Below are 23927 nucleotides of genomic sequence, written 5' to 3'. Positions count from 1 at the left end.
CGGTTTTCGGGCCGCCCCGATCGATGCGATCGGCCAGAAGGAAGGAGGGGGATAGCCTGGCGGCTGCACCATGATGGTGAAATGGACCTGAAGGCGACGCGAGCAGCCCCGCGCCGCCGGACTGGAAATGATATGAAGACCAAGACGAACGTGGTGCCCGGCTGGCTGAGCCCGGCGCAAGTGATGGATACGCTGTACGATGTGCGCGAGCCCGGGTGCGAGGATTTGGGCTATGCCCTGCTACGCCCCCGCGCGAAGCAGAGGGCGAACAGCGCGGCGACGCTGATCCGCGCGAAGATGGCACCCGTCGAGCCGACCAGCGCCGCGCACACGACCGCCTGCGGCATCCCGGTGACCGCCCGTCAGCACCGTCTCGTGCTCGCCCGAGGTGTCGGGGACATGGCGTTGGCGCCGCTGCTCGACGAGTACGACCAAGCGGTTCGCCCGCACCAGCGCTTGCTCGCCGGCGTGCTGACGGTACGTGGCACTATCAACACACCGATCCATGACCTGTTCGACATGGCGACGAGCTATGCCGCGATCCATCTCGCCTGCGGCCGCTCGCTGACCAGCGTGGTGGTGGCGCATGCCCCCGGCGATGAACTCAGCCGCGCGCTGCCGCACGTTCATATTTGCATGCTGGCGCGCCAGCACACGCCGAGCGGCTGGGCCGCGGAGCACCCCGATCTCGCCGACACGACGCACCGCATGTGGGCGGAAGAATGGGGCGCTTTCCGTGACGGATGGGAGCAAATGGTCGCCGCTTGAGCAGGTGGACGGGGCGGCGACGGCCGCCCCTTTCAAGCATCAGAACGCGGCCCGGTCGGTCTTGGGCGCCCGCGCCAGCACGGCGGCCTCGAACGCCTGTTTGAGGCGGCGATCGGCATCGGTGCCCGCTTCCAGGATGATGGAATTGCTGCCCATGCCGGTGCTGCCCCGTAGCGTCGGCCACACCGTATCGAGCTCGCCGCCGGTATAGGTCATACCGCAGATCTTCACCGCTTGCGGTGCACACCAATGCCAGGTAAGCCCCTGATCCTTGACCGCATCGGGCTTGCCGTATCTGGCGGTGAGCTGTGCCTTCATTGCGGCATCGCCCATCACGGTGCCTGGGATGGTGACCTCGACGCGCGACACGCTGTCTCCGCCGGCGATTTGGGCGAACTGGATGTCGGCGCGCTCCTGGTGTGGTCCCATGGCAATGATTTCGGCGATCCCGGCATAGGTTGGATTGGGTGGCGCTGCGCCCTTGCGGTTCGCGACCTCGACCGCGACGCGCTGGGCGAAGGATTCGGTCTTGCGCGTCTCGGTCACCTTGTACCCGGCCTGCTGCAGGGCTGCCTTCACCTGCTGCGGCGTGTCGTCTAGATGAATGCCTGCCACGTCCATGGTGGCCGGATCGGCGGCATAGGCGGGCGCGGCGAAGGTGAGCAGTCCGGTTGCAACCGCTGCGAATATCATTCTGTCGTACATGGTTATGTCCTTGTGGTGATGCTGGATCAGCGGAGGGTCAGGCTGAGAAAGCCGGCGGTGTCCTGCGCGCCGGCGACGTGCCCGGCATCGAAGGCGTGGGCGACGCCTAGCCGCAGCGAGGAGGTGGGCGACAGCGCGGCCGACCATCCAAACTCGACGTCCATCTCGCGCGCGCTCGGTGTCAGGTCGACGCTGGCCAGACGGGTGGCGAGCACGCCGGTCATCAGGTCATAGGCGACGGGTGCCTCGACCACTGCGTGGGCGCGCTCGAGCCGGAGCGGCGAGGACAGCCCGAGCGTCATCGTACCGCCGCCAAGACGATACGCCGCGTCGAGCGCGAAGGCGGTGCCGGTCATCGCGCCGGTGAAGCGCAACAGGTCCGATCCGCCATCGACCCGAGTGGTGGCGGCCGTTGCCGTTGCCGATAGCAGCACCCCAGCAACGGGTCGGCTGGCGGTCAGTGTAGCCAGCGTCGTCCGGCTGCCGGATAGGGCAAAGCCAGCCGGCCCACGCAGGCCCAGCACCTGACCGCGCTCGGTCAGATCTGACAGCTCGACACCAAGCCCCAGCGATGTTGCGAAACTGACACTGCGCAAAGCAGAGCGGCCGTCGCGCGACGCGCCTGATGCAAAGCCTGCCGACCAGCCGCCGCCGCTCCACGACGATGACGTACCGACCGGCGCGGCGACGACACCGCGCAGGGCAGAACCCGCGATGCCTGCGCCTTGCCCGATCGCGGCATTCGCGCTGAAGCTGATCGTCTGTCCCGCAGCGGGCGAGAAGGCGAAGGTGGCCGGGCGGCCGGAACGCGCCGCGGCCCATGGTCCCGTGGCGGGGGAGGCGAGCCCCAATTTTACGTCGCTGGCCGTAGTGGCCAGCCACGGCGGATCGATCGTCCCCAGCATCGCACCCGCCAGCAATCCCGAACTCCGAACCCGTGGGGCGGCGGTGCCGGTCATGGTGAAGTCGCGGCCATAGCGGTCGAAGACCGTCATTCGGGTGACGGTATCGGCTAGTTGGCCACCGCCACCGTATGGGCCGGAGAGGCTGAGCGAGGAATAGCGCGCCAGCACCATGTCGGCAGCGGCAAAGGCGCTGGCGGGCGCCTGCGCCTTCATCGCCGCCTCGACGTTGAGCAAGCCAACGCCGAAGATTTGGTCGGCACCCTTGTCGCCGAGGTCGGTGGCGGTATCGAGCAGGATGCGCGAGATCGCCTTGCCGCCGAGTTGCGGCCAATACTGCTTGAGCAGCGCGGCGGCCCCGGCGATCGCGGGGGCGGCGAAGCTGTTGCCAGTGACCGTGGTCAGTTGCCCGTCCTTGCCGACGACGCTGACGTCCGTCGCGACCACCGCCAGCGTCCGGTCGGCAAGCTCGCCGGGAAGGCCATTGCCGCTGGGCGGGCGCAGCGCACTGTCAACGCGGATGCCGAACAGGAAGTTGTTCTTATTTTCCAGATTGTTACCGACGAGGTTGTGGGTGAGCGTGCCGGGTGCGGCGCTCTTGTCGTCGATGAAGTTGGACACGGATTGCACGAGCAGCCGGTCGGCTTTGACGACGCTGTCCATGGCGGCACGTTCGTCGGCGGCGATCTGGCCGCCATGTTCGCCATTCAGGCTCATCGAGATGACGAACGCCCCTTTTTCAACGGCATAGGTGATGGCGGGGGCGATACTGGCGGCGTTCGCGCCGTTGCCTTCCTTGATGACCGATGTCGCGGTGACCCCGTCGAGATCGGGGGCTACCACCTTCAGTGCGAGCGGCGTTGCGTCATAGGCGACGCCATGCACGCCCGAGCCATTTTTCGCGGCCAGCGCGACTGAGGCGACCTCGGTGCCGTGGCCCTGCACATCGTCGAGCGGGAAGGTCACCGTCTCGGGCGCGCAGGTTGCACAGCGCGCAATCCGGCTTTCGAACGTCTGGCTGTCGGGCGAAATGCGGCCGGCGAACTCGGCGCTGCTGGTGGCGATGCCGGTGTCGATGACGGCGATGGTCACGCCCTTGCCGGTGATGCCCTTGTCATAGGCATAGGCGGCCTTCGCGCCGACCACGGCGGCGGAAGCCTTATACTCTGCGCTATCCGCAGTGCTGGGCGGCGGGGTCGGTGTGGGGGATGGCGACGGTGTTGGGCTGGGTGTCGGCGTGGGTGCAGGCGTCGGGATCGACCCTGACGAAGCGACGCCACCGCCTCCGCCGCCACAGGCGGCAAGCAGCATCGCTGCTGATATCACCGACGTCGTTTGAAACGCTTTCCGCCACTGGCGGCTGTGTCCCGCAACCATACGCACCCCCGTGTCGGGCGATGCTCGGCTTCCCCAGCCGGCGGCACCGCCCCGTGAAACGAGGCGGCGCCGGCCCGTGAGCCGGAAGTTGATAACTCGCTCTTAGACGAGCGCGCACGCCTTTAGGCGCCCGAAAGCGCCCTGGACATACGCGTGCGCCTCCCGGCCGAAACTGGTTCGGGCCGGGCCACGGCTACTAAGAGCGAGGTTATCACGCCTCGGTCCGCCTGATGGCGAACGGCATAGGTGTAGGCGGAACCCGTTAACGAACCAAGTCCCACCGTGCAGGAATGACGTCCGGGTTGCTGCAACATGCGGCAAGCCGGGCGGCTTCTGACTGAACAATCTGACGTATTTTGAGATGCTTACCCTCTCCAGCAGCGACAATCTGTTGGAGGAAAGAAAATGAAGCGACGCCGCTTGCCCATGGTTTTCCGCGTGAGCGCCATGCTGCTGCTGACCGCCCTGACCGCCGGGCAATGGTGGCAGCGCCAGCCCGCCGGCAGCATCGCCGGCTGGGTGCCCGCCATGGCCGAAGTCTATTGCCCGGCCGCTGCGATCCATCGCGCGGGCACCATCGCGGATAGCGCGCGAACCATTGATGGCTGGGCCTATGCCGTCATCGGCAACGCTGTCTTTCGCGATGGCCGCGACCGCTGCCGCGCAAAGAGGGGAAGATCGGCCGGGGCCGAGCGAAGCCCTGACGAGAAATGAAAATCGAAGGGGCCTGATCCGGACCAGCCGGTCCGGGGATCAAGCTGCTGCGCAGGTACCCCCATGCATTCGACCCTCCATGACACGCTGCCGACGACCTCGGTCGCGCTCCTCAACTATGTTCTGACCGCACTCGCTCCCGACGAGCCGTACCCCTACGCGGGCAACACCGGCCTGCCAGGCGGCGTGGAGTCGCTCGAAAACAACCTCATCATCGTGGCGACCCCGGTCGCCGAGCGTCTTTATGACGACGCGGTGATGCGCTGTGCCGCGACCCGCAAGCGTGACGTGGTGCTGATCCGGCACGGTTTCCACCCCGAAATCCTCGAGCCGGTGCGGGCCGATGTCGCGCTTCACTCGGTCACCGGACCGATCCTGGTGCAGGATTTGAGCTTCTACCGCGATGCCGATGGCGGCCTGCACCTCGTGCCGGCACGTCCGGACCTCTTCGTCGGGATCACACGGCACGGGTTGGAGGTGTCGATGCCCGCTCCCTGGAACAGCGGGTGGGAGCGGGTGACCGGGCTCGAGCGAGCCGCCGCCGAGATAGTCCGCGCCTGCCGGCGGACAGAACAGGGTTGAGATCAGCGAACACGAGAATGTGCCCCCGGAAATGGGGGATGAAACAAGGAGAAATCGAGATGAACACCCCGGCCTTCGAAGCCGCCGTCACCCGCGCCGTCGTGAAGCTGCTGCTCGGTACCCGCAAGCTCAAGCCCGGCGTTGCCATCACCGGTGGCGATCCGCTCGAGATCGAGGACCAGATCAAGATGGGCCGTCACGCGGTCGAGACCGACGCCGACGTCCTGCACCTCGAATATCGCACCGGACCGACCCCGGCGCTGACCGGGATCACGATGTTCCTGCCGCGCGATGGCCGTTGCCACATCCAGAGCGGCTGCCGCCTGTGGCAGTCGAAGTCGGGCAACCGGGGGCTGATCCTGCCGCAGGCTCATGTGCGCGGGCATTTCCGGCTCGCTCCGCGGGAGATCGTGCACATCGACGGCAAGCCCGCCGACGATCTGAGCGACGGCATCGAACGCGCCAGCACGTGGCTGACCCGGCAGGTCATGCGGCCGGGCGTCCAGTACGACGACGCGCAGTGCACGCTCTGGGCAAAGGCCGCCTGACGGATCGCGTCGAGGTCTATCACCCTATACGGACGAGCCAGCCTATTCGGACACCCGCTCGAAAATAATAGCGGTCTTGCCCGAATATGGCAGCTCGTCCGATATGCCGACACTCACTTTAACCGCACCTTCGCGGCTCGCGTACGATGCTGCCGTCGCTCGGGCGGCCTTAGCCGAATGGGGAGCGTCGCAGGGATGTGCGCGGTCAGCGGCGTCAGCAACTTCAGGGCATCAAGCTTGAGAGAAAGCTCGGCTTCCTCGTCATAGGTCCTTGCGGTCTCCGTCTCGCCCTCGTGGCCGAAGATGTCGCACCGCACTTCGCTGGGAACACGCCCTTTCATGGTCGTCGTTGCCAAGCCGCGGAAGCTGTGGACGTCCTTGTCCTTCCATGCCCCGCCGACGCGATGCCGCCATGACGTGCCTTCGGGGAAAGCCCAATCCCGCAACGGCCTGAACACGGACTTGTAGAACGTCCCGGCGAATGTCGTGGAGTTCGGCGACTGCATCTCTGGAAACAGCATGGTCGATCCTGCGGCGCGCATCGCCTTCACATAGTCGATAAAGCCCAAGCGGATCAGTTCGGGATGGATCGGCAGCCGTCGAATCGACTGGATGTTCTCGAGCGACCGATCCTCGGTATATTGGATCAGAAAATAGGGGATCGGGTCTTGTTCGAACACCTCGGCCAAGCCCAGCCCGGCAAGCTCTGAACTGCGACCGCCATAAAGTGGGAGCATCAACGGCAGCCAGTACCAGGCGTCGTGGAAGATTTCGGTTCCGGGTTTGAAACGTCCGCCGATATCGGCGCACCCGGTCCAGATCGGCGCGGACAACAGCGTGGCGACTTCCTGCTTGGTCCAATTGGCGCGCTTGTCCCGGTCACGCTTGCGCTGCTTGCGATCGGATTTGCCAATGCCGGCCCGCGCAACCTTGAAGGACAGCGGCTTGGCCGGTCGATGCGCCTCGGGGTCATCCTCTTCGCCCGCCGCATGGGCCAGGACGGCAGCGACCCACGTCAGATGCTTGTTGATGGTGACCTGACTGATGCCGATCTGCGCGGGGTCCATGCCCTTCGCCCGCTTCAGGCTGGCGGCGATGCCACCCGCCTGTTCCTCGCGGGTACGGCCCCAGCGGTTCGGCAATGCCCGACATAGGGTCGTGAAGGCGCGAACATGGGATTGGTCCAGATCCTCGATGAAGGCGTCGCCGCCGCAAGCGTGATCGAACAGGCGGATGGCGGTCCGCACCTGCTTGATCGAATCCCTGTCCCAGCCGCCCTCCTTGCTGTACGCGGCGATGCAGTCCTCAGCCGCATCGACGATGCGTTGTTTCGGTCGCTCGGGCTTTGGCGGCGGCGCCGGGGGCTGAGCCGGCGTGACGATGTCATCCGCGAGCGGTTCTGTAGGCGCAGAGCGCGCCCCTTGTGGTTCGATCTGTTCGAAGGCGAATGGCGCGTCGTCCGCCAACGCGTCGTCGACCCATGCGGCCGTCTCGTCTTCGGTGTCGGGCAGCAGCGCCGTCGCTTCTCGGCAGGCGGCTGCCCGCGCGGCGCAGATCGTCTTGCCCATACGGGCGACATTGTCCCGCGTCGGCATGATGCCGAACGCGGTGGTGTAGCTGTCGATCTGGGCCTTGGAGACGGGGTCGTTGTTCTGGAATTCGAACACCAGATCGGCGACCTGCCTCGCGCGCGCCGGCGACCAGCCGGCCGCGATCAGGCGGTCATGCTCGTCCAGCGTCCATTGCGCGCCGACCCCGCGGCGGCCCAGAAAGCCCCAGGCCTCGGAATAGAGGGTGTTGATCGACGCGTGATCATCAGACGGCGCGGTGGTGCCTGCCTGATCTTCCAGGATGCGCTGCAACTGCCAGCGGAGCGCATCGCTGAACACCTTCTTCAGTTGATCCGGCCTCATCCCCGTCGATTGGCCATAGGCCATGCGTACCCCCTCGACCGCCACGTTCAGGCGATCGGCCATACACCGTGCATGTTTATAATTTCCCGTCCGAAGGGAAAAGCACAGGGGCACGTGGGTGCCCGCCACCGTGATCTTGCGCCGCCAATGATAGCTGCCGCCGCGCAGCCGCAGGTTCCGTAATCCCATTCCGTCACCCTCAATGGGTACAGCGATGGGTACAGCCGTGGGTACAACGGTCCCCGATCGCCAGTTAGGCGACGTGAAATCAACGACTTAGATGCGGATGGTCGGGGAGACAGGATTCGAACCTGCGACATCCTGCTCCCAAAGCAGGCGCGCTACCAGACTGCGCCACTCCCCGACAGGGGGTTGCCCTTAGGGGCAGGGGGGTGGTCGGCGCAAGGGGAATTTCACGCTTGCGCCATGCATCCCGTCAAACTGGGCCTCAGGCGGCGGCGCGCTCTTCATCGATGATGGCGCGGGCGACGGTGGCGCATTGGCCGCATTTGGGCTGGCGACCCAGCGCGCGGTACATTTGGCAGGGCGTGACCGATCCGGCGCGGGCGGCTTCCCGGACCTGGCACTCGCGGATGGCATTGCAGACGCAGACGACCAAGACGCTCTCCTCAGCAGCGACTTCCAATTACCGCTAATGAGAGTGGATCGCAAGCCTATTGCAAGGCATTTGCAGATTATTGTCGCGTGCCGCCGACCTGCCCCCGCGCGGCCAGCCGCCAAAGTCGTTCGAGCGGCCCCTGACCGAAATGGTCGAGCCATGACCTGGACCAGAGCAGCATGCCCGCCCAGACGAGCGGCACCAGCAGATAGATGCTCGCCCGATCCCAGCGGGCGAACTGGCCGAGGCCATGGCCGTAAAAGACGAAGGTCATGACGATGCTGGTCGCGATATAGATGGTGAAGGCCATCCGCCCGGCCGCGGCGATGCGGGTGGTCCACCAGCCGCCGGGGTGGAGCATTAATAGGATCAGCGCGGCGTAACCGACCGTGCCGATCAGTCGGACCGGTGCCTGCAACAGCAGCTGGCTGAGCGCGACCGCGCGCACGTCATAGCCGCTCGCCATGACGAAGGCCGCCATGCTGGCATAAGCCGGGATGGAAATGCCGAGGCAGAGGATGGCGATACGCCGATATCGGGCGCGGGGCCATTCGCCGCTCAGAAAGCCGGACCGGAGCGCCGCCATGCCCAGGAACATGGCGCTCAGCGTCTCGGGGCCGATGCTGATCAGGTCGAACAACGGGTTGCCGTTGTTGGCCAGGCGAAAGCGGGTGGCGTCGATCCACGATCCGCGCATGGCGGTGATTTCGGGTTGGAGTATCTTGACGCCCGGCGTGCCGAACGCCGCCTGATAGGCATCCCACAAAGCGACGGCTTGCGGGGTATTGCGGGCCGATGCCGCGAACAGGCCGAAGCATTCGAGCCCCGCCATCGCCATCGACAGCACGACCATCGCGACGGCGGTGACCATCAACGTCCGGGCCTTGAGGCCGACAAAGCCCAGTGCGATCACGCCCGCCAGCGCGTAATGCGCCAGGATGTCGCCGGTCCAGATGAAGCTGAGATGGATCATCCCCAGGACGAACAGGACGGCCATCCGGCGAAGGTGAAGCGCGGCGCCATTCTCTCCCGCATCGTCGGCGCGGTGCAGGATCAGCAGCATCGACGCGCCGAACAGCATCGAGAACAGCCCGCGCATCCGGCCGTTGATGAAGGTCTCCGTCAACAGCCACGCCGCGATGTCGGCCGGGCGCTCGCCACCCCAGGCGAGCGGGTTGGAATAGGCCGGGTCGGGCAGAGCGAAGCCCGGCATGTTGGCGAGCAGGATCGCCATCACCGCCACGCCGCGCAACGCATCGAGCGTCAGCAGTCGCCCGCGATCGATGAAAGCGGCCGGCGGGGTAGGGGGGTGATCGATCACATCATGGCTCCGGATAGCGCGATCGGCTTACCGCGACCTTCCCCGGATGCAACCGCCGGTCCGCGTGAAGCATTGGCTTGCCATGGGATTATCACCTCGCCTGACGGGCCGCGTCGCCGCGCGGGCGCATCATTCGCCGGCAGCCTCGGCCTTTCTGCACAAGATCGAACCCTTTTTCGCGGGCAGCGAGGTGACCGGCGGCCCCTTGCTGCTGGCGACGATCCTGGCCCTGATCCTGACGAACAGCGTCTGGTCGGCGGGGTTCGAGGGCTTTTGGGATACGTCCCTGACCATCGGCTTCGGTGCGCAGTCGGTATCGCATCGGCTGGCGGAGTGGATCGACCATGCGCTGCTGCCGCTGTTCTTCGTGATCGTCGGTGCCGATGTGAAGCGCGAACTGGTCCTGGGACCACTGGCGCGCTGGCGGACGGCGGCCTTTCCACTGGCGGGGGCGATCGGGGGCATGGTGGTGCCGGTGGGGCTGTATCTGGCGGTGGCGGGCGGTACGCCGGCGGCACCGGGCTGGGGGAGCGTCATCACGACCGACACGGCCTTCGGCTTGGCGTTGATCGCATTGTTCGCGACGCGTCTGCCGGTCGGCTTGCGCGCGTTGATGCTGGCCTTTGCGGCCGTCGACGATGTCGGAGGCCTGCTGGTCATCGCCTTCGCCTATAGCGGTTCGATCGATCCCTGGGGGCTGGTGACGGCGGGTATCGCCCTGGGCGGCATCGCCGGGTTGCGCCGGCTCGGCTGGATTTCGAGCGTACCCTATGTCCTGCTCGCGCTGATCGTCTGGGGCGGCGTCCTGGAGTCGGGCGTCCACGCGACCATCGCGGGCGTCCTGATCGGCTTGACGGTGCCGGTCGCGCCCCGGCTCGACCAAGGACGGTTCGCCGAGCGGGTGCAGCAGCGTGTCGACGAGTTTCAGGATGCGCATGGCGCCGCCGAGGAGGCGGACGACGAGGAAGAGGAACTGCGCCAGCGCGAGCGCGCCGAGGATCGTCTGGGCTATCTCCACGAAATGGCCTCGGCCACGCGGGAGGCGAGCAGCCGCCTGATCGAGATACTGACCCCCTGGATCAATTATGTCGTCCTGCCCCTGTTCACCCTATCGAATGTCCGCATCCATTTCTCCGCCGATCTGATCGGGACGATCGGCAGTCCGCTGGTGCTGGGCGTGGTGGCGGGGCTGGTGGTCGGCAAGCCGCTGGGCTTCCTGGCCTTTACGTGGCTGGCCAGCCTGTTGGGCGTGGCGGAGCGGCCGGATCAGGTGACGTGGCGCATGGTGATCGGCGTCGGTGCGCTGGCCGGGATCGGCTTTACGATCTCGCTGTTCATCGCCAGCCTGGCGTTCGGCGATGGGGAAATGCGTGAGACGGCGTCGCTGGGGGTGCTGATCGCGTCGCTGCTGGCCGCCGGGATCGGCTATGCGATCCTGTCATCCTGCGCGGAGCCCCGGCGCGCGGCCGAGGCTCCGCCACAGGGTTAGGCGAGAGCCGCGTCCGCGCCCATCAGCGCGGGGAAGAAGCCCTCATGCGCGCGACGCAGATCGTCGAGCGCGACGACGAAATCGCCATCCTCGCGCTCGAAGATCAGGCGCGTGCCGGCGGTGCGGCCGATCCGCTCGACCTCGACGCCCGCCTGATGCGCATTGGCGAGGAAGTCGACCAGCGCGGTGTCCTCGACCGTGGCGACGTACAGGCCCTGATCTTCCGCAAAGAGCTGGCGGCAGGCCTCGCCCGTTTCCGGGAACTGGATCAGCGCGCCGATATTGCCGGCCAGCGCCATTTCGGCGAGCGTCACCGCAATGCCGCCGTCCGAGACGTCGTGCACGGCGGTCAGATGGCCGGCGGTGATCGACTCGCGGACCAGATCGCCGGTGCGACGCTCGGCATCCAGATCGATCGACGGGGGCGGACCCGCATCGCGGCCCTCGATCCCATGGACTTCGCGCAGCCACAGCGACTGGCCGATCTCGCCCTTGGGCGTACCGATCAGGACGATGACGTCGCCGGTACCCTTGAAGGCGATGGTCGCCGACTTGGACCAGTCCGCCATCAGGCCGACACCACCGATCGCAGGCGTCGGCAGGATCGCCGAGCCGCCGCCGGTCGCCTTCGACTCGTTGTAGAGCGAGACGTTGCCCGACACGATCGGATAGTCGAGTGCGCGGCACGCCTGGCTCATGCCCTCGAGACAGCCGACGATCTGTCCCATGATCTCGGGCCGCTGCGGATTGGCGAAGTTGAGGCAGTTGGTGATGGCGAGCGGCTTGGCGCCGACCGCCGTGATGTTGCGCCACGTCTCGACCACCGCCTGCATGCCACCCGTAACCGGATCGGCATAGCAATAGCGCGGCGTGCAGTCGGTGCTCATCGCGAGCCCCTTTTGCGTGCCGTGGACGCGGACGACGGCGGCATCGCCACCGGGGCGCTGCACCGTGTCGCCGCCGACCATATGGTCATACTGCTCCCAGATCCACCGACGCGAGGCGATGTCGGGCGAGCCCATCAGCTTCAAAAGGTCCGCCGCCGGGTCCTGACAACCGGGCGAGGTGATCGCGGTCGGAACCTCGGTCGGAACATGAGGACGGTCGTAAAGCGGCGCGTCGTCGGCCAGCGGCGCGAGCGGGATGTCGCACACCACTTCGCCCTTGTGGCGCAGGACCATACGCCCGGTCTCGGTGACGTGACCGATGACGGCGAAATCCAGTTCCCACTTGCGGAAGATGCCTTCCGCGAATTCCTCGCGGCCGGGCTTCAGCACCATGAGCATCCGCTCCTGGCTTTCCGACAGCATCATTTCATACGGCGTCATGCCCTCTTCACGCTGGGGCACGTCGTCCATGATCAGCTCGATGCCGACGCCGCCCTTGGACGCCATCTCGACCGACGACGAGGTCAGGCCAGCCGCGCCCATGTCCTGGATCGCGACGATCGCGTCCGACGCCATGAGTTCGAGGCACGCCTCGATCAGCAGCTTTTCGGTGAAGGGGTCGCCGACCTGCACGGTCGGGCGCTTGGCCTCTGCATCCTCGCCGAAATCGGCCGACGCCATGGTCGCGCCGTGGATGCCGTCGCGGCCGGTCTTGGAGCCGACATAGACGATCGGATTGCCGACGCCGCTGGCCGCCGAATAGAAGATCTTGTCCTGATCGGCGACGCCGACCGTCATCGCGTTGACCAGGATGTTGCCGTCATAGGCGGGGTGGAAGTTCACCTCGCCGCCGACGGTCGGCACGCCGACGCAATTGCCATAGCCGCCGATGCCGTGGACCACGCCCGAGATCAGGTGGCGCATCTTGGGGTGATCGGGCCGCCCGAAGCGCAGCGCGTTCAGGTTCGCGACCGGCCGCGCGCCCATGGTGAACACGTCGCGCAGGATACCGCCGACACCCGTCGCCGCACCTTGATAGGGCTCGATATAGGACGGGTGATTATGGCTCTCCATCTTGAAGATGGCGGCCTGGCCGTCGCCGATGTCGATCACGCCCGCATTCTCGCCGGGACCGCAAATGACCTGAGGCCCTTCGGTGGGCAGCTTCTTCAGGTGGATGCGGCTGGACTTGTAGCTGCAATGCTCGGACCACATGACCGAGAAGATGCCGAGCTCCACGAGATTGGGCTCGCGGCCCAGCGCGGTCAGCACGCGCTGATATTCTTCTTCGGACAGGCCGTGGTCGGCGACGATCTGGGGCGTGATCTCGGTCATGGCCCGCGCCTTTAGCGAGGTGTCGCGGGTTCGTCACTATCGCTCTTTGCGAAGCCGTTACCCCAACCGCATCGCCACCGCGATCGCGATGCCCGACAGCGCCAGCGCGGCTGCGATCCAGCCGGCGCCGATACGGATTGCCGCCTCGATGCCGGCGGTCGAAACCATGGCCTGTTCGCTCTCCAGCTTGCGCGTCGTCGCGCGGATCAGGCGAGGCAAATCGTCCCCCAGCCGGTCGAGTTCCAGTGCCAGCGCGGCGGCGCGCTTGCCCCAGCGTTCGGGGGAGAGGCGCGCCTCGACGATCCGGGCGGCGGCCCGGCGCAGCGCGTCCGACAGGTTGAAGTCAGGCTGGATACCGCTCAGCACGCCGTCGATCGTGATCAGCGCCTTGAACAGGAGCAGCAGGTCCGGCTGAAGGACGATGCGTTCCTCGCGCAGGATCGGGAAGATGTCCGCCAGGATCGCCGCCAGCCGCAGCGATCCGCCGCCATGCCGGGCGATCAGCCGGTCGGCGACCGCCGCGAACCGATCGGGCGCGATGTCGTCGGTCTGCGACCATTGCCGCATCGTTTCCGCCAGCAGCGCGGGGTCGCTGTTCATGATCGCCTGGGTGAAGGCGATGACCTCTTCGCGGCGGCGCGGGGACACATGGCCGATAAGCCCCAGGTCAAGCAGCGCGATCCGGTTGCCGGGCAGGCAGAGCAGATTGCCGGGGTGCGGATCGCCATGGAAACGCCCATTGATCAGCGTCATGTCGAGCACGATGTCGGCACCGCACGCGGCGATGGCCGCCGGGTCGATGCCCGCCCGCTCCAGGATTGCGGCGTTTCGGGGTGGGACGCCGTCGATATAGTCCATGACCAGCAAGGTCTCGGACGAGTGATCCCAATGGATGGTCGGCACCACGACACGCGGCTCGCGCGCGAAATCCTCGCGGAGCCGATCGGCGTTGCGGCCTTCGTTGGTGAAGTCCAGCTCCTCCAATATGTCACGGCTGAGTTCGCGGACCATCCGCGCCGCGCCATAGCGGCGTGCCTCGGCATTGGCCGCTTCGACCATCGCGGCGAATTGGGTCAGCAGGCGAAGGTCGGCCTCCATGATCGGGCGGATGCCGGGGCGGCGGATCTTCAGCACGACCTCGGTCCCGTCGGTCAGCGCCGCGCGGTGGACCTGCGCGATCGAGGCGGCGGCGAGCGGCTCGGCATCGAAGCGGGCGAAGGCGGTTTCGGGCGGCTCGCCCAAGGCAGCCTCGACCTGTTCGCGCAATTGCTCGAAGTGCAGGCGCGGGGCCGCGCTGTGCAGATGCTCCAGCTCCGCGATCCATTCGGGTGGCAGCAGATCGGAGCGGGTGGCGAGGATCTGTCCCAGCTTCACCCAGACGGGGCCCAAGGCCTCCATCGCCTGCCGCGTCCGGGCGGGCAGGTCGAAGGGCAGGGCATCGGGATCGCGGCGCGCCGGATCGAGGCCCAACCGGGCGAGCAGCACGTCCAGTCCGAAGCGCGACGCCGTCGCGATCACCTCGGCCAGTCGGGCGCGATCCCGCGCCGCGACGCGAATCGCCCCGATCATCGTCATCTCAGAGGTAAGGCGGCTGGGTGTGGCCGGCGGGGCTGAGCGTGAAGATTTCGCAGCCTTCCTCGGTGATGCCGATCGAATGCTCGAACTGCGCCGACAGCGATCGGTCGCGCGTCACCGCCGTCCAGCCATCGTCGAGCAGCTTCACGTCCGGGCGGCCGATATTGATCATCGGTTCGATGGTGAAGATCATGCCTGGCTTCAGTTCCGGACCGGTGCCGGGGCGGCCAGCATGGACCACCTCGGGCGCGTCATGAAACAGCAGGCCCAGACCATGGCCGCAGAAATCGCGGACCACGCCATAGCGATGCTTTTCGGCATGCCGCTGAATGGCGTTGGCGACGTCGCCCATATGATTGCCGGGCTTGGCCTGCTCGATACCCAGCATCAGGCATTCATAGGTCACCTCGACCAGTTTGCGCGCCTTCAGCGGAACGTCGCCGATCAGGTACATGCGGCTGGTGTCGCCGTGCCAGCCATCGACGATCGGCGTGACGTCGACATTGACGATGTCGCCCGACTTCAGCGCCTTGTCGGACGGGATGCCATGACACACGACATGGTTGATCGACACGCAGGTCGAATGGGCATAGCCGCGATAGCCCAAAGTCGCGGGCACGCCGCCGCGTTCGACGATGAAGTCATGGACCAGCCGGTTGATCTCGGCGGTGGTGACGCCCGGCACCATGTGCGGGACCAGCATGTCCAGCGTCTCGGCGGCCAGGCGGCCAGCCTTGTGCATGCCCTCGAACGCCTCGCGGCCCCATAGCTTGATCGCGCCGTCCCGCCCCTGAGGCGCATCGGCGGAAACGGTCACATAATCGGTCATTGCGCGGATATAGCGTGGCGCGTGGCGTTTTGCGAGGCTATGTCACGGCGATGCAAGCTGCCCCTCGCTCAGAGCGCATCTGGACCGCCGCGCTGGTCGTCATCGGTGATGAAATCCTGTCCGGACGGACGCAGGACCGCAACATCGCCCAGCTTGCCGCATGGCTCAACGTTCAAGGCATCCGACTGGCCGAAGTGCGCGTCGTTGCCGACCAGGCGGACGCGATCGGCGAGGCGGTGAACACGCTGCGGGTGCGCAACGACTATTTGTTCACCACCGGCGGCATCGGTCCGACCCATGACGACATTACCGTCGATGCGATCGCCGCAGCCCTGGATTTGCCGGTGATCGAGCATCCCGAGGCGCGTGCGATCCTGGAGGACTATTATACGACGCGGGGCGGGGTGACGCCGGCGCGGGCGCGCATGGCGCGGACGCCCGAGGGGGCTTCGCTGATCCCCAACCGCGTCTCGGGCGCACCGGGCATCCGGATCGGCAATATCTTCATCATGGCCGGCGTGCCGCATATCACCGCGGGCATGCTCGATGCGCTGACCGGCACGCTGGAGGGCGGACAGCCGGTCGTCTCCGGCACGATCGGCTGCTGGGTCGGCGAAAGCGAGGTCGCCGACCTGCTGCGCCAGGCGGAAAAAGCGCATGAGGGCGTCGCGATCGGCAGCTATCCCTTCTTCCGCGAGGGGCGGACGGGTGCGAATTTCGTGGTGCGCAGTCCCGATGCGGCGATGGTCGCGACCTGCATCGCCGACCTGACCGCCGCCCTGGAAGCGCAGGGCCACCGGGTCATCGCCGACGGCATCTGATCTTAGCGGTCCTTTAACCGCCGGTTTCGCATGGCGGAGGTCCGGGACGAGGATGGGATTTCAAGACGTATGGCGGTGATGGCATGAGAAAGCGGGCATGACGTCGCCGATCCTGGTGACCGGCGCGGCGGGCTTTATCGGCCATGCCGTCGTCCATCGCCTGCTCGAACGCGGTGAGACGGTGGTGGGAGTCGACATCGTCAACGACTATTATGATCCGGCGCTGAAGGCGGCGCGGCTCTCGACCTTCAACGGCCGCCGGGCCTTTAGCTTTCATCGCCTCGACATCGCCGATGCCGACGCCATCGCGCGGCTGGTGCGCGAACAGGGCAGCACCCGCGTCATCCACCTGGCGGCACAGGCGGGCGTGCGCCACAGCATCGCCAATCCCTTCGCCTATGAGCGCTCGAACATGGCCGGCCATTTGTCGGTGCTGGAGGCCTGTCGTCACCAACCCGGCTTCGAGCATCTCGTCTACGCTTCCTCCAGCTCGGTCTATGGCGACCGCCCGATGGGCGGGCAGGGGTTCAGCGAGGATGAGCCGTCGGTCGCCCCGGTATCGCTTTATGCCGCAACCAAGCGCTCTTGCGAGCTGATGAGCCAGTCCTATGCTGCGCTCTACGGCTTTCCGCAGACGGGGTTGCGCTTCTTCACCGTCTATGGCCCCTGGGGGCGGCCGGACATGGCCTATTTCTCGTTCACCGACCGGATCATGGCCGGCCAGCCGATCGAAGTCTTCGGCGAGGGCCGCATGGCGCGCGACTTCACCTATATCGACGACATCGTCGACGGCATCATCGGCGCGCTCGATCACCCGCCCGAACGAGGCGACCACCGCATCCTCAATATCGGCGATAGCCAGCCTGTGCCGCTGATGGACATGATCGCCACCCTGGAACAGGCCCTGGGCCGCGAGGCGGTGAAGGTCATGCGCCCGATGCAGCCGGGCGATGTCACCGCAACCTATGCCGACATATCGAAGCTGCACGCCCTGACGGGTTATGCCCCGAAGGTCCGGCTGGCGGAAGGGCTAGGGCGGTTCGCGGCGTGGTATCGGGATTATTACCGGGTCTGACCGCGTCAGCAAGGCGACCTGCACTTTTACCTGCCCGCAAGCATGGCATACGCTTGCACAGTGCCCGCCGTTCGCTTATTGGCTCTCCACCGCTTGTTGAAATTCCAACAGATCAAAAGTTGGAATGAGACTGGCGGATGCTGGGAAAACCAAGGTTTTCTAGGGTTTTGCGGGTGTAGCTCAATGGTAGAGCAGAAGCTTCCCAAGCTTACGACGAGGGTTCGATTCCCTTCACCCGCTCCATGATTTTCCCACGTATCTTGAATGAGTTAGGGGCTAAGCCGCGACGGTCAGCGTCCCAGCCGCTGCGGTAAATTCGCGGTAAAATGCTCCGGGAGCGAGCGATTCGACCTCTTCGATGATGGATTCAGTCGCTGCGAGGGCCAGTCCCAAGTTGGCCGTGTCCCGGATAGCGTAGATGTCTGAGATGTCGGCGCGGACGTGTCCGAGCATCATCTTGCCCTGCTGCCACTGTGCCTCGCCGATCCGTCCGCGCGCGATCGTGGCCATGCTACGACGAATGAGCTTCTCGCCCGCCTCTCCATGCTCGGGCAGCCCGATCGTGGTCGCCATGCGGTCCCACGCTGCGCGGATCGACGCCACCGGCAGCCAGACATCGCCCATGTCATCCAGGTGCGGAGCGAACTGCCGTGCGACTGGCACCTTGGGTCGATGCTTCCGGGTCTGTCGCCGGTTGGGCGGGTTGAGGTCGAGGACGCCCGACGCCGAGTGCCACTGCCGCTTGCGGAGGTCGTAGAGTGCATCAGGACGCGCCCATGTGGCGACGGCCGCGCGGAGGTAGCGCAACAGGTTCGCGCGCTCCTCGACGCGTCGAGCGACGAGGTTAGCGTTGATCTCGTCGGGGTTCCGCCAGTGCCGAACCGACTTGTCGTCGGGCCGGAGGCAGTAGTTGAACATCGCGGCAATCGTCGGCACGTCGGCACGATACTGCGGCGATGCTGAAACCTCCTTCTGCTGGACGACCGTGAATCCGGCCTTCTGCCCCGGCGTGGCGTTGATGGCCGCCGCAAGCTGCATCAACGCTCCCTCGATCGAGGACAATGCGCGCAGCCGTTCCTCCCCGCCCCGCGAACCCCCGGTGATCTTCTCCGCACCCAGCCACTTGCGGAAGGCGGTCGCGAACTTCTCGTCCGCCTGGGCGGCGGTCATCGCTGGGTTCTTCGTGTTGACGTAGCGCACGACGTGACCAAGCCGGGTCTTGGCGGACTTCTCGCCAGCCTTGCCCGCCGACAGCAGGAGGTAGTCGGCGATGAGCGACAACAGCAGCGGACTGCCGGACGCCTCCCATGCCCGACCACAGGTCGGACAATGGTGCGCGCCCTCGGATTCGAGGAACTTCCGATCGACGGCTAGCCGCCCGGCTTCAGGATCACGCGTAGCCGCGCTTGCGCTTCGCTCACGCTGTCGCTCGTGGTCATACCAGACGATCTCGAGGTTGCGCCCTGGCCGTTCGTAGAGAGCGAATTGGCCGCGCTGGTAGATCGGCTTCGGGCGTTTCGTTGCTGGCATTGGGTCCTCTGGTATTCTGCGACGGCCTGGCGGAACACGTCATAGGCTCCGGTCGATACGAAGAGGTCAAGGTCATCCGCCGAAAGCTGGATGCCCTTGCCTGCTTCGATCTTCCGAGAGAAGCGGCGGTCGAGGTCGGGGAGCGACGCCATCACGACGCCTCCCATCCCAGGATCGCCGGTCCCTGCACGTCGTAGGCGTCACGATCGTTCGGGGTCCAATCGCCAGCCTTGATCCGCTCGCGGATGATGGCCGCGACATCCTCTTCCATCTCCGCGAAGAAGAGGCGCAGTCCTTCACGCCAGCTCGCCGCGCGTCCGGGCACGATGAGGTTGTCGCGGGCGAGTTTGCCCCCCTCGAACATGTGCCGCGCATACTGGCCGGTCATGAAGCGGTGGGTGCGTTCCCACTCGGTTTCGGTGCGCGGAGCCACCCGGATGCCCTCCGGCTGCCACTCCCCCTGCGAGAACACTGCGATCAGGTGGCGCGACCACTTCGTCGCGCCCCACGCCTCCTGCGCGGTCTTGGTCGCGAAGATGGTCTTGGCGTCCTTCTGCGGCCGCACCTGCAACTCCAGGCGGACCCATTCTGGGTCCGCGCCGCAGTCGGGGAACCTGCCGAGCTGCTCGTAACCCTTCTGATACAGGCGGGCCATGACCGGCGAATTGCGGCTCCCCATGTAGTAGGTCGCACCCTTCTGGGGATTGTCGGGCTGCATCAGCAGCCCGGAATCCATGCCGCGCACATCCATCACCAACTGGCAGGTCTTCAGCGCCGCGCCCCACACGTCGGGGCCAGCGAAATCGACGGCTGCGTCGATCCTGGTGACGCGATGATTCGGCTGGAGGCGGCGCAGCAACTCGGCGAACGGCGCGGCGTGTCGAGATGTGGCTTTCACGTTCGGCTTCGGATTGCCACCGTGCAGGATGGTCAATTCGACGCCGCCGCGATTGTCCACGAACTCGGTGCGCTTCTCATAGCCGGACATGCCGCGATCGACATGGCGCAGCTGGAACGGCTTGAGGTGATCGGCCAGCATCTCGGAGACGTTCCGGAAATACTGCGGGCCGGTCTGACGGTCATCGCCCGGTAACGTGGCCTGATACCAGTCGAAGGTGCAGGAGGTGACCTGACGGTCATCCTTCTGGTCCTCTTTGGCCTTCCAGGGGGACGGGACGCGCGAAGTGACCCCCATGTTATAGGATGGGGGTCCTTGGTCGTTGCGACCGGGGCGGCGCTGGGTCATCGGCTGCCCTCCCGATCGGGATGCCGCCTGGAATCCGTGTTCGCGTAGGAGACGATGGTGATGGTCGCGGACGTGGCTTTGAACGCCGCGATCTGGCTGCGGAGGATGTCGCGTAGTGAGGACCGACGAACGCCGCTGTCGTGCGTCGTCGGTTCACCTTGGGGTGCTTCGGCAATTGGAGACATGTTCGTCACCGAGAAGAGGCGACGTCATCCCGAACTTTGGCCCACGCAGCCAACAAGCAGGAGACGTCAAATGCCCCCAAACTTTTCTTCTCGGTCGCAAGCGCCGCAGAGCCGATCCGCCTTTGATCCTCGACCCGTGCCGCGATGCGGTCGTTCTTCGGGAGGCCCCACGGTTACGTGTTGCGAGCGCGACGTGATTTCCGCAGGCTGCTGGTGCCTGGGGTCAATGACCGCTCTACAAGATACGCCTCGCGACATACCAGGTCCGGGAACAATGCCCCTCGGCGGCAACGATCAATATAGGCGCGATCCCGGAACATATCAACAACGATTTCGGGCCTTCGTCAGAGCATCGTTGCGGGCCTTGATGATTGGGGCGTAGCGGCCGTCCTTGCGCCTTGCCCGGGGACGCCGCCCCGCATGGCTGGGCGTCGGAGGGCAAGGGGCTCGCCCGCAAGGGCGATTGGCGGGGGTCCAGGGGGGTGCAGCCACCTTGGCGAAGGGGAATTGGGCTCGCCTAATTCCGTCCTGAGTGACGGAGTTACTTCGCAACTCCGCATCGCAAAATCACTGAGGGGGTGATTCCCATAACAGCCCGCAACGGGTATTATGATACCCGCTATTGGAGTGGGTCATGAAGGCGTTCGCGATTATCCGACATCAGAAGATCAAGGCGGGCCGGCACCTCGTCGCGACGGGCTTGCACAACGCGCGCGGGATTCAAACCCCGAACGCGGACAAGAGCGCGCCGCCTGTCGAGATCATGGTCGGAACGAACAAGCCGTGGCGGGACGTGACGAACGTCATGGACCGGCTGGGCATCGCCAAGGTCCGCAAGAACGGCAACGTAGCCGTCGAAGTCTTCCTCGGCGCGTCGCCGGAATGGTGGGCGTCGCAAGGGTGGCGTCCTGGGGTCATGCCGATGGGCGACACTCTTGCCGTGATCCAGGCATGGAAGGCAGAGCAACTCGCCTATCTGGAAGCGCGGTTCGGCAAACACCTGATCGCGTCCGTGGTGCTCCACCAGGACGAGGCATCGCCTCATGTCCATGCACTGATCGTCCCCGCGCAGTTCCGGCGAGATGGGCGGGAGAAGGGACCGGATGCCGGTCGTGCCGCTTGGCGTCTCTCGACCGAGAAAGTGCTGCCGGGACCGAGCGCCATGAAGTCGATCGTGACAGCCTATGCAGACCGCATGGGTGCCTTTGGCCTAGTGCGCGGACAGGACCGCCCGGCTGGCACGACGCAGCACAAGCCGCTCAAACAATGGCAGGAGGAACAGGCCTTCTTGTCCGAGAAACTGGGGAGTGAGTTCATGAGGCAGATCGACGTGACGCAACAGGCCACCGTGGAAGCCGAACGCATCAGACGCGAGGCGCACGACTACGCCGCCAAGGTGAAGGCGATGGCGGACAAGGAGGCCAGGGAAGCGCGCGAGCTGGTCGTGATGCGGGAAGAGATCCTGCGGCGGAAGGAGGACGCGACCAATGCTGCCCGACTGGAGGTTCAGGCGGAGCATCGGCGGGCGGCGGATATGGTCCACGCGGTCGAAGAGGAACGTGCATCGCTCAGGAAGCTGCGAGATCGGCTTGATGGCATGATTGCTCAAGTCGAAAAGATGCTCGAACCGATCCGCGATTATGCATCGAAGTGGCTACATGCGTCGCCGCTCGTGCGGCAGGCGATCGGGGCAAAGGGTCCGGAGGCGGTAAAGATCGCCGCGAGCGAACATGCCCGCGAATTGGAGGCTATGAAAGCGTTCCTCTCCAATCGCGGGCGTGGATCTAGAGGATAGGCAAACAGTATAATCCGTCATTCTATTATTGACGGCAATTCACATAGATCCCTGCCTTGATGCACTTCACTGTGTTACTTGGCTGCGATGGGTTCATGACAGGAGGAGGCGTGTATGATTGCCCCTGCTGCTGGATAGCCTGTCCCGCCTGCCGAAATGTTTCGCCCGTTTGCTGAACCTGCTGAGTAAGCGCGTTCACCTGCTGACTTTGATATGCTTGTTGCGCCTGAAACATCTGCATCTGCGCGACATTCATCGCGTCACGATAGCCGGTGAAATTGTGCTTAGAGTCGTAGCATCTAACCCGTGTGTCGGTGAAGGCATCGACTGACTTACAGTTTGCGTCGCCGGCCATGTAGTAGTTGCCGTTAAAGAAGTTGGGTGCTGGGCCCGTCGAACATGATACTGTCGCCAGTGGCAACAAGAGCAGCAATCGCTTCATCGTCATTCCCCCTTCATGCAAACCTCATTGACTAAGGGCATCGGGCCTTACCGACAAGCCGCAGCAAAGCCATCAAACGGGTGCGGTAAAGCTGCGGTAAAAGCACGCGAGGTTCTCGGGATGTTCACACTTTTTCGGCGTCGCGACAATCAGAAAACGGCGGTTTTGCGCCGCTGTTCTCACTCTACGTTGCCTTCCCAAGCTTACGACGAGGGTTCGATTCCCTTCACCCGCTCCATCCCTGACGGTGTAAGGCACACGCAGCTGCTACGGTTATTCTGATCGGTCGATTTGTTTTTCCGACGCTTCCTTCTGGTGGCGTGCCGCTTCCAATACCGCAAGTGGTCCCAGCGCCCGACCAAGGCGAAACAATGCTATGACGGCTTCGCTCTTGTTGATGTCGCCCATCTCTCGGACAGCATCGAGAAACGCGTGGTCCGGGTCACTCAAGCGTACGCTCAAGTTCGGGTGCCATTTTGATTTACGTTGGCTCATGCGGCTGTCGGTAGCGGTTCGCGGCCCGCGCCTCGGCTTCGCCATACCAGTAATTGCATCGGCCGATCTGCTCGAAAGGTGTTCCAAGCCTTGATGCACAAGGCCACGCGTTCTGCTTCGGCCATTCGAGCACGGTTGGATGATTTCGTGCGAAGCAGACGTTCTCGCAAATGCAGGATCGGGCTGTCAGACGATAATTGGACCCCATCCCCCAATCTGGCGAAAAAATGATCGGCGCGTTCGGCATCCTTGTCGGCAAAGGTGCGATGCAAAGCGGCAGCCATCCCGCCACCCATAATTTCTCGGATCGTAGAAATTTGCTTGAGGCTATTCCTGATCGATGGACGTCTATCGAGGAGGTCTAGCAGTTCGCCACTTGATGGTGATGAATTTGCGGCCAGCACAACGTTGTTTTCGAGCATCCAGAGCCAACGTAAGGCGGACGCAAAAACGATAGTGTTGCTCTCGCCTCGCTCGCGGAGGACATCGCTCATCGCGCGGCGCCGGCCAATGTCCAAAGTGCTGATGACGTCATTTTCTAGGCCCTCAACGATGATGGCTGGAAAGCTCGTTTTCGCCTTCTTGGCAGCTTCCAATCGGTGTTGCCCATCGATCAGCCTTCCGTCACGACTGATCTTTATGGTTTGACCATTAAGGCGCCACCGTCCGGCGGCCATGTCGTGTCAATCGGCGTCCAAAAAGGACCCCCTATCGGCGTCCAAAAGGGACCCCCTTCGTCGAGCAGCGTGACGGGTATGACGGGTGCACCGTTCG

The 23927-nt window shown here is 65.1% G+C and carries 22 protein-coding genes and 2 tRNA genes; 9 read left to right on the top strand and 15 right to left on the bottom strand.

The annotated features are described in order from the left end of the window. Positions 1–132: 132 nt before the first annotated feature. The gene (locus GGR48_RS13955; RefSeq protein WP_183952456.1) at positions 133–768 is read left to right on the top strand and encodes a hypothetical protein; all 636 of its coding nucleotides are present in this window, start codon (positions 133–135) and stop codon (positions 766–768) included. A gap of 39 nt (positions 769–807) precedes the next feature. On the opposite strand, the gene GGR48_RS13950 is transcribed toward GGR48_RS13955, so the two are convergent. Both GGR48_RS13950 and GGR48_RS13945 read right to left on the bottom strand, forming a co-directional pair. Further along, complete coding sequence (locus GGR48_RS13950; RefSeq protein ID WP_183952455.1) at positions 808–1473, bottom strand: N-acetylmuramoyl-L-alanine amidase; 666 nt, start codon at positions 1471–1473, stop codon at positions 808–810. A gap of 26 nt (positions 1474–1499) precedes the next feature. Continuing rightward, positions 1500–3521 (bottom strand): S8 family serine peptidase, encoded by a 2022-nt coding sequence (locus tag GGR48_RS13945; protein ID WP_183952454.1) that lies wholly within the window; start codon positions 3519–3521, stop codon positions 1500–1502. Positions 3522–4199: 678 nt separating this feature from the next. Between GGR48_RS13945 and GGR48_RS13940 the strand changes: the two genes are divergently transcribed. From GGR48_RS13940 to GGR48_RS13930, 3 genes are all read left to right on the top strand, one after another. Further along, the gene (locus tag GGR48_RS13940) at positions 4200–4466 is read left to right on the top strand and encodes a hypothetical protein (RefSeq protein WP_206362439.1); all 267 of its coding nucleotides are present in this window, start codon (positions 4200–4202) and stop codon (positions 4464–4466) included. 63 nt (positions 4467–4529) lie between these two features. After that, positions 4530–5048: a hypothetical protein gene (locus GGR48_RS13935; RefSeq protein WP_183952452.1), complete on the top strand. Its 519-nt coding sequence runs from the start codon at positions 4530–4532 to the stop codon at positions 5046–5048. 59 nt (positions 5049–5107) lie between these two features. Next, a complete protein-coding gene (locus tag GGR48_RS13930; RefSeq protein WP_206362440.1) occupies positions 5108–5596 on the top strand; it encodes a hypothetical protein in 489 nt (162 codons plus the stop codon). Positions 5597–5709: 113 nt separating this feature from the next. On the opposite strand, the gene GGR48_RS13925 is transcribed toward GGR48_RS13930, so the two are convergent. The 4 genes from GGR48_RS13925 to GGR48_RS13910 form a co-directional block, all read right to left on the bottom strand. Further along, a complete protein-coding gene (locus GGR48_RS13925) occupies positions 5710–7572 on the bottom strand; it encodes a site-specific integrase (protein ID WP_183952450.1) in 1863 nt (620 codons plus the stop codon). 224 nt (positions 7573–7796) lie between these two features. Beyond that, a tRNA-Pro gene (locus GGR48_RS13920) sits at positions 7797–7873 on the bottom strand. Positions 7874–7957: 84 nt separating this feature from the next. Then, positions 7958–8128: a (2Fe-2S)-binding protein gene (locus GGR48_RS13915; RefSeq protein ID WP_183952493.1), complete on the bottom strand. Its 171-nt coding sequence runs from the start codon at positions 8126–8128 to the stop codon at positions 7958–7960. Between the two features lie 76 nt (positions 8129–8204). Then, entirely contained in the window at positions 8205–9449 is a 1245-nt protein-coding gene (locus GGR48_RS13910) for a DUF418 domain-containing protein (protein WP_338110485.1), read from the bottom strand. Positions 9450–9531: 82 nt separating this feature from the next. On the opposite strand from GGR48_RS13910, the gene nhaA reads away from it, so the two are divergent. Beyond that, positions 9532–10938, top strand: a complete 1407-nt coding sequence (nhaA, locus tag GGR48_RS13905) for a Na+/H+ antiporter NhaA (RefSeq protein ID WP_183952449.1) — start codon at positions 9532–9534, stop codon at positions 10936–10938. Here nhaA and purL read toward each other — a convergent pair. The 3 genes from purL to map are packed head-to-tail and all read right to left on the bottom strand — an operon-like array spanning position 10935 to position 15564. Then, positions 10935–13160, bottom strand: a complete 2226-nt coding sequence (gene purL / locus GGR48_RS13900) for a phosphoribosylformylglycinamidine synthase subunit PurL (RefSeq protein ID WP_183952448.1) — start codon at positions 13158–13160, stop codon at positions 10935–10937. The genes nhaA and purL overlap by 4 nt on opposite strands. Before the next feature lie 57 nt (positions 13161–13217). Further along, complete coding sequence (locus GGR48_RS13895; protein WP_183952447.1) at positions 13218–14729, bottom strand: ABC1 kinase family protein; 1512 nt, start codon at positions 14727–14729, stop codon at positions 13218–13220. Between the two features lie 7 nt (positions 14730–14736). Next, positions 14737–15564: a type I methionyl aminopeptidase gene (gene map, locus GGR48_RS13890; protein ID WP_183952446.1), complete on the bottom strand. Its 828-nt coding sequence runs from the start codon at positions 15562–15564 to the stop codon at positions 14737–14739. A gap of 50 nt (positions 15565–15614) precedes the next feature. Here map and GGR48_RS13885 point away from each other — a divergent pair, with 50 nt between their 5' ends. The 3 genes from GGR48_RS13885 (at position 15615) to GGR48_RS13875 (ending at position 17703) form a co-directional block, all read left to right on the top strand. Continuing rightward, positions 15615–16385 (top strand): competence/damage-inducible protein A, encoded by a 771-nt coding sequence (locus GGR48_RS13885; RefSeq protein WP_183952445.1) that lies wholly within the window; start codon positions 15615–15617, stop codon positions 16383–16385. A 97-nt stretch (positions 16386–16482) separates the two neighbouring features. Continuing rightward, complete coding sequence (locus GGR48_RS13880; protein WP_183952444.1) at positions 16483–17460, top strand: NAD-dependent epimerase/dehydratase family protein; 978 nt, start codon at positions 16483–16485, stop codon at positions 17458–17460. 169 nt (positions 17461–17629) lie between these two features. Next, positions 17630–17703, top strand: a tRNA-Gly gene (locus tag GGR48_RS13875). 33 nt (positions 17704–17736) lie between these two features. Here the strand turns inward: GGR48_RS13875 and GGR48_RS13870 are convergent. From GGR48_RS13870 to GGR48_RS13860, 3 genes are all read right to left on the bottom strand, one after another. Then, positions 17737–18741, bottom strand: coding sequence for a hypothetical protein (locus GGR48_RS13870; protein ID WP_183952443.1), 1005 nt, complete (start codon positions 18739–18741; stop codon positions 17737–17739). A gap of 89 nt (positions 18742–18830) precedes the next feature. Beyond that, the gene (locus tag GGR48_RS13865; RefSeq protein ID WP_183952442.1) at positions 18831–19142 is read right to left on the bottom strand and encodes a hypothetical protein; all 312 of its coding nucleotides are present in this window, start codon (positions 19140–19142) and stop codon (positions 18831–18833) included. Further along, complete coding sequence (locus GGR48_RS13860) at positions 19142–20236, bottom strand: replication initiation factor domain-containing protein (RefSeq protein ID WP_183952441.1); 1095 nt, start codon at positions 20234–20236, stop codon at positions 19142–19144. Before GGR48_RS13860 ends, GGR48_RS13865 begins: the two co-directional genes overlap by 1 nt. Before the next feature lie 819 nt (positions 20237–21055). On the opposite strand from GGR48_RS13860, the gene GGR48_RS13855 reads away from it, so the two are divergent. Further along, the gene (locus tag GGR48_RS13855; protein WP_183952440.1) at positions 21056–22216 is read left to right on the top strand and encodes a plasmid recombination protein; all 1161 of its coding nucleotides are present in this window, start codon (positions 21056–21058) and stop codon (positions 22214–22216) included. Between the two features lie 25 nt (positions 22217–22241). Here the strand turns inward: GGR48_RS13855 and GGR48_RS13850 are convergent, their stop codons facing one another. From GGR48_RS13850 to GGR48_RS13840, 3 genes are all read right to left on the bottom strand, one after another. Further along, positions 22242–22658 carry a hypothetical protein gene (locus GGR48_RS13850; RefSeq protein WP_183952439.1) on the bottom strand — a complete coding sequence of 139 codons (417 nt, stop codon included), beginning with the start codon at positions 22656–22658 and terminating at the stop codon, positions 22242–22244. A gap of 273 nt (positions 22659–22931) precedes the next feature. Continuing rightward, positions 22932–23153, bottom strand: a complete 222-nt coding sequence (locus tag GGR48_RS13845) for a hypothetical protein (RefSeq protein WP_183952438.1) — start codon at positions 23151–23153, stop codon at positions 22932–22934. Further along, positions 23150–23830, bottom strand: a complete 681-nt coding sequence (locus GGR48_RS13840; RefSeq protein WP_183952437.1) for a ParB N-terminal domain-containing protein — start codon at positions 23828–23830, stop codon at positions 23150–23152. Before GGR48_RS13840 ends, GGR48_RS13845 begins: the two co-directional genes overlap by 4 nt. Positions 23831–23927 lie beyond the last annotated feature (97 nt).

This window comes from Sphingomonas pseudosanguinis (assembly GCF_014196255.1).
In the GTDB taxonomy this organism is placed as follows: Bacteria; Pseudomonadota; Alphaproteobacteria; order Sphingomonadales; family Sphingomonadaceae; genus Sphingomonas; species Sphingomonas pseudosanguinis.
The sequence above is the reverse complement of the archived record's forward strand: the minus strand, read 5'-3'. Positions and strand labels throughout refer to the sequence as shown.

Coding starts and splice junctions, on each gene's coding strand:
- GGR48_RS13955 (WP_183952456.1), top strand. CDS start 133: ATGAAGACCAAGACGAACGTGGTGCCCGGCTGGCTGAGCCCGGCGCAA.
- GGR48_RS13950 (WP_183952455.1), bottom strand. CDS start 1,473: ATGTACGACAGAATGATATTCGCAGCGGTTGCAACCGGACTGCTCACC.
- GGR48_RS13940 (WP_206362439.1), top strand. CDS start 4,200: ATGCTGCTGCTGACCGCCCTGACCGCCGGGCAATGGTGGCAGCGCCAG.
- GGR48_RS13935 (WP_183952452.1), top strand. CDS start 4,530: ATGCATTCGACCCTCCATGACACGCTGCCGACGACCTCGGTCGCGCTC.
- GGR48_RS13930 (WP_206362440.1), top strand. CDS start 5,108: ATGAACACCCCGGCCTTCGAAGCCGCCGTCACCCGCGCCGTCGTGAAG.
- GGR48_RS13925 (WP_183952450.1), bottom strand. CDS start 7,572: ATGGCCGATCGCCTGAACGTGGCGGTCGAGGGGGTACGCATGGCCTAT.
- nhaA (WP_183952449.1), top strand. CDS start 9,532: ATGGGATTATCACCTCGCCTGACGGGCCGCGTCGCCGCGCGGGCGCAT.
- purL (WP_183952448.1), bottom strand. CDS start 13,160: ATGACCGAGATCACGCCCCAGATCGTCGCCGACCACGGCCTGTCCGAA.
- GGR48_RS13895 (WP_183952447.1), bottom strand. CDS start 14,729: ATGATCGGGGCGATTCGCGTCGCGGCGCGGGATCGCGCCCGACTGGCC.
- map (WP_183952446.1), bottom strand. CDS start 15,564: ATGACCGATTATGTGACCGTTTCCGCCGATGCGCCTCAGGGGCGGGAC.
- GGR48_RS13885 (WP_183952445.1), top strand. CDS start 15,615: ATGCAAGCTGCCCCTCGCTCAGAGCGCATCTGGACCGCCGCGCTGGTC.
- GGR48_RS13880 (WP_183952444.1), top strand. CDS start 16,483: ATGACGTCGCCGATCCTGGTGACCGGCGCGGCGGGCTTTATCGGCCAT.
- GGR48_RS13865 (WP_183952442.1), bottom strand. CDS start 19,142: ATGGCGTCGCTCCCCGACCTCGACCGCCGCTTCTCTCGGAAGATCGAA.
- GGR48_RS13860 (WP_183952441.1), bottom strand. CDS start 20,236: ATGACCCAGCGCCGCCCCGGTCGCAACGACCAAGGACCCCCATCCTAT.
- GGR48_RS13855 (WP_183952440.1), top strand. CDS start 21,056: ATGAAGGCGTTCGCGATTATCCGACATCAGAAGATCAAGGCGGGCCGG.
- GGR48_RS13850 (WP_183952439.1), bottom strand. CDS start 22,658: ATGAAGCGATTGCTGCTCTTGTTGCCACTGGCGACAGTATCATGTTCG.
- GGR48_RS13845 (WP_183952438.1), bottom strand. CDS start 23,153: ATGAGCCAACGTAAATCAAAATGGCACCCGAACTTGAGCGTACGCTTG.
- GGR48_RS13840 (WP_183952437.1), bottom strand. CDS start 23,830: ATGGCCGCCGGACGGTGGCGCCTTAATGGTCAAACCATAAAGATCAGT.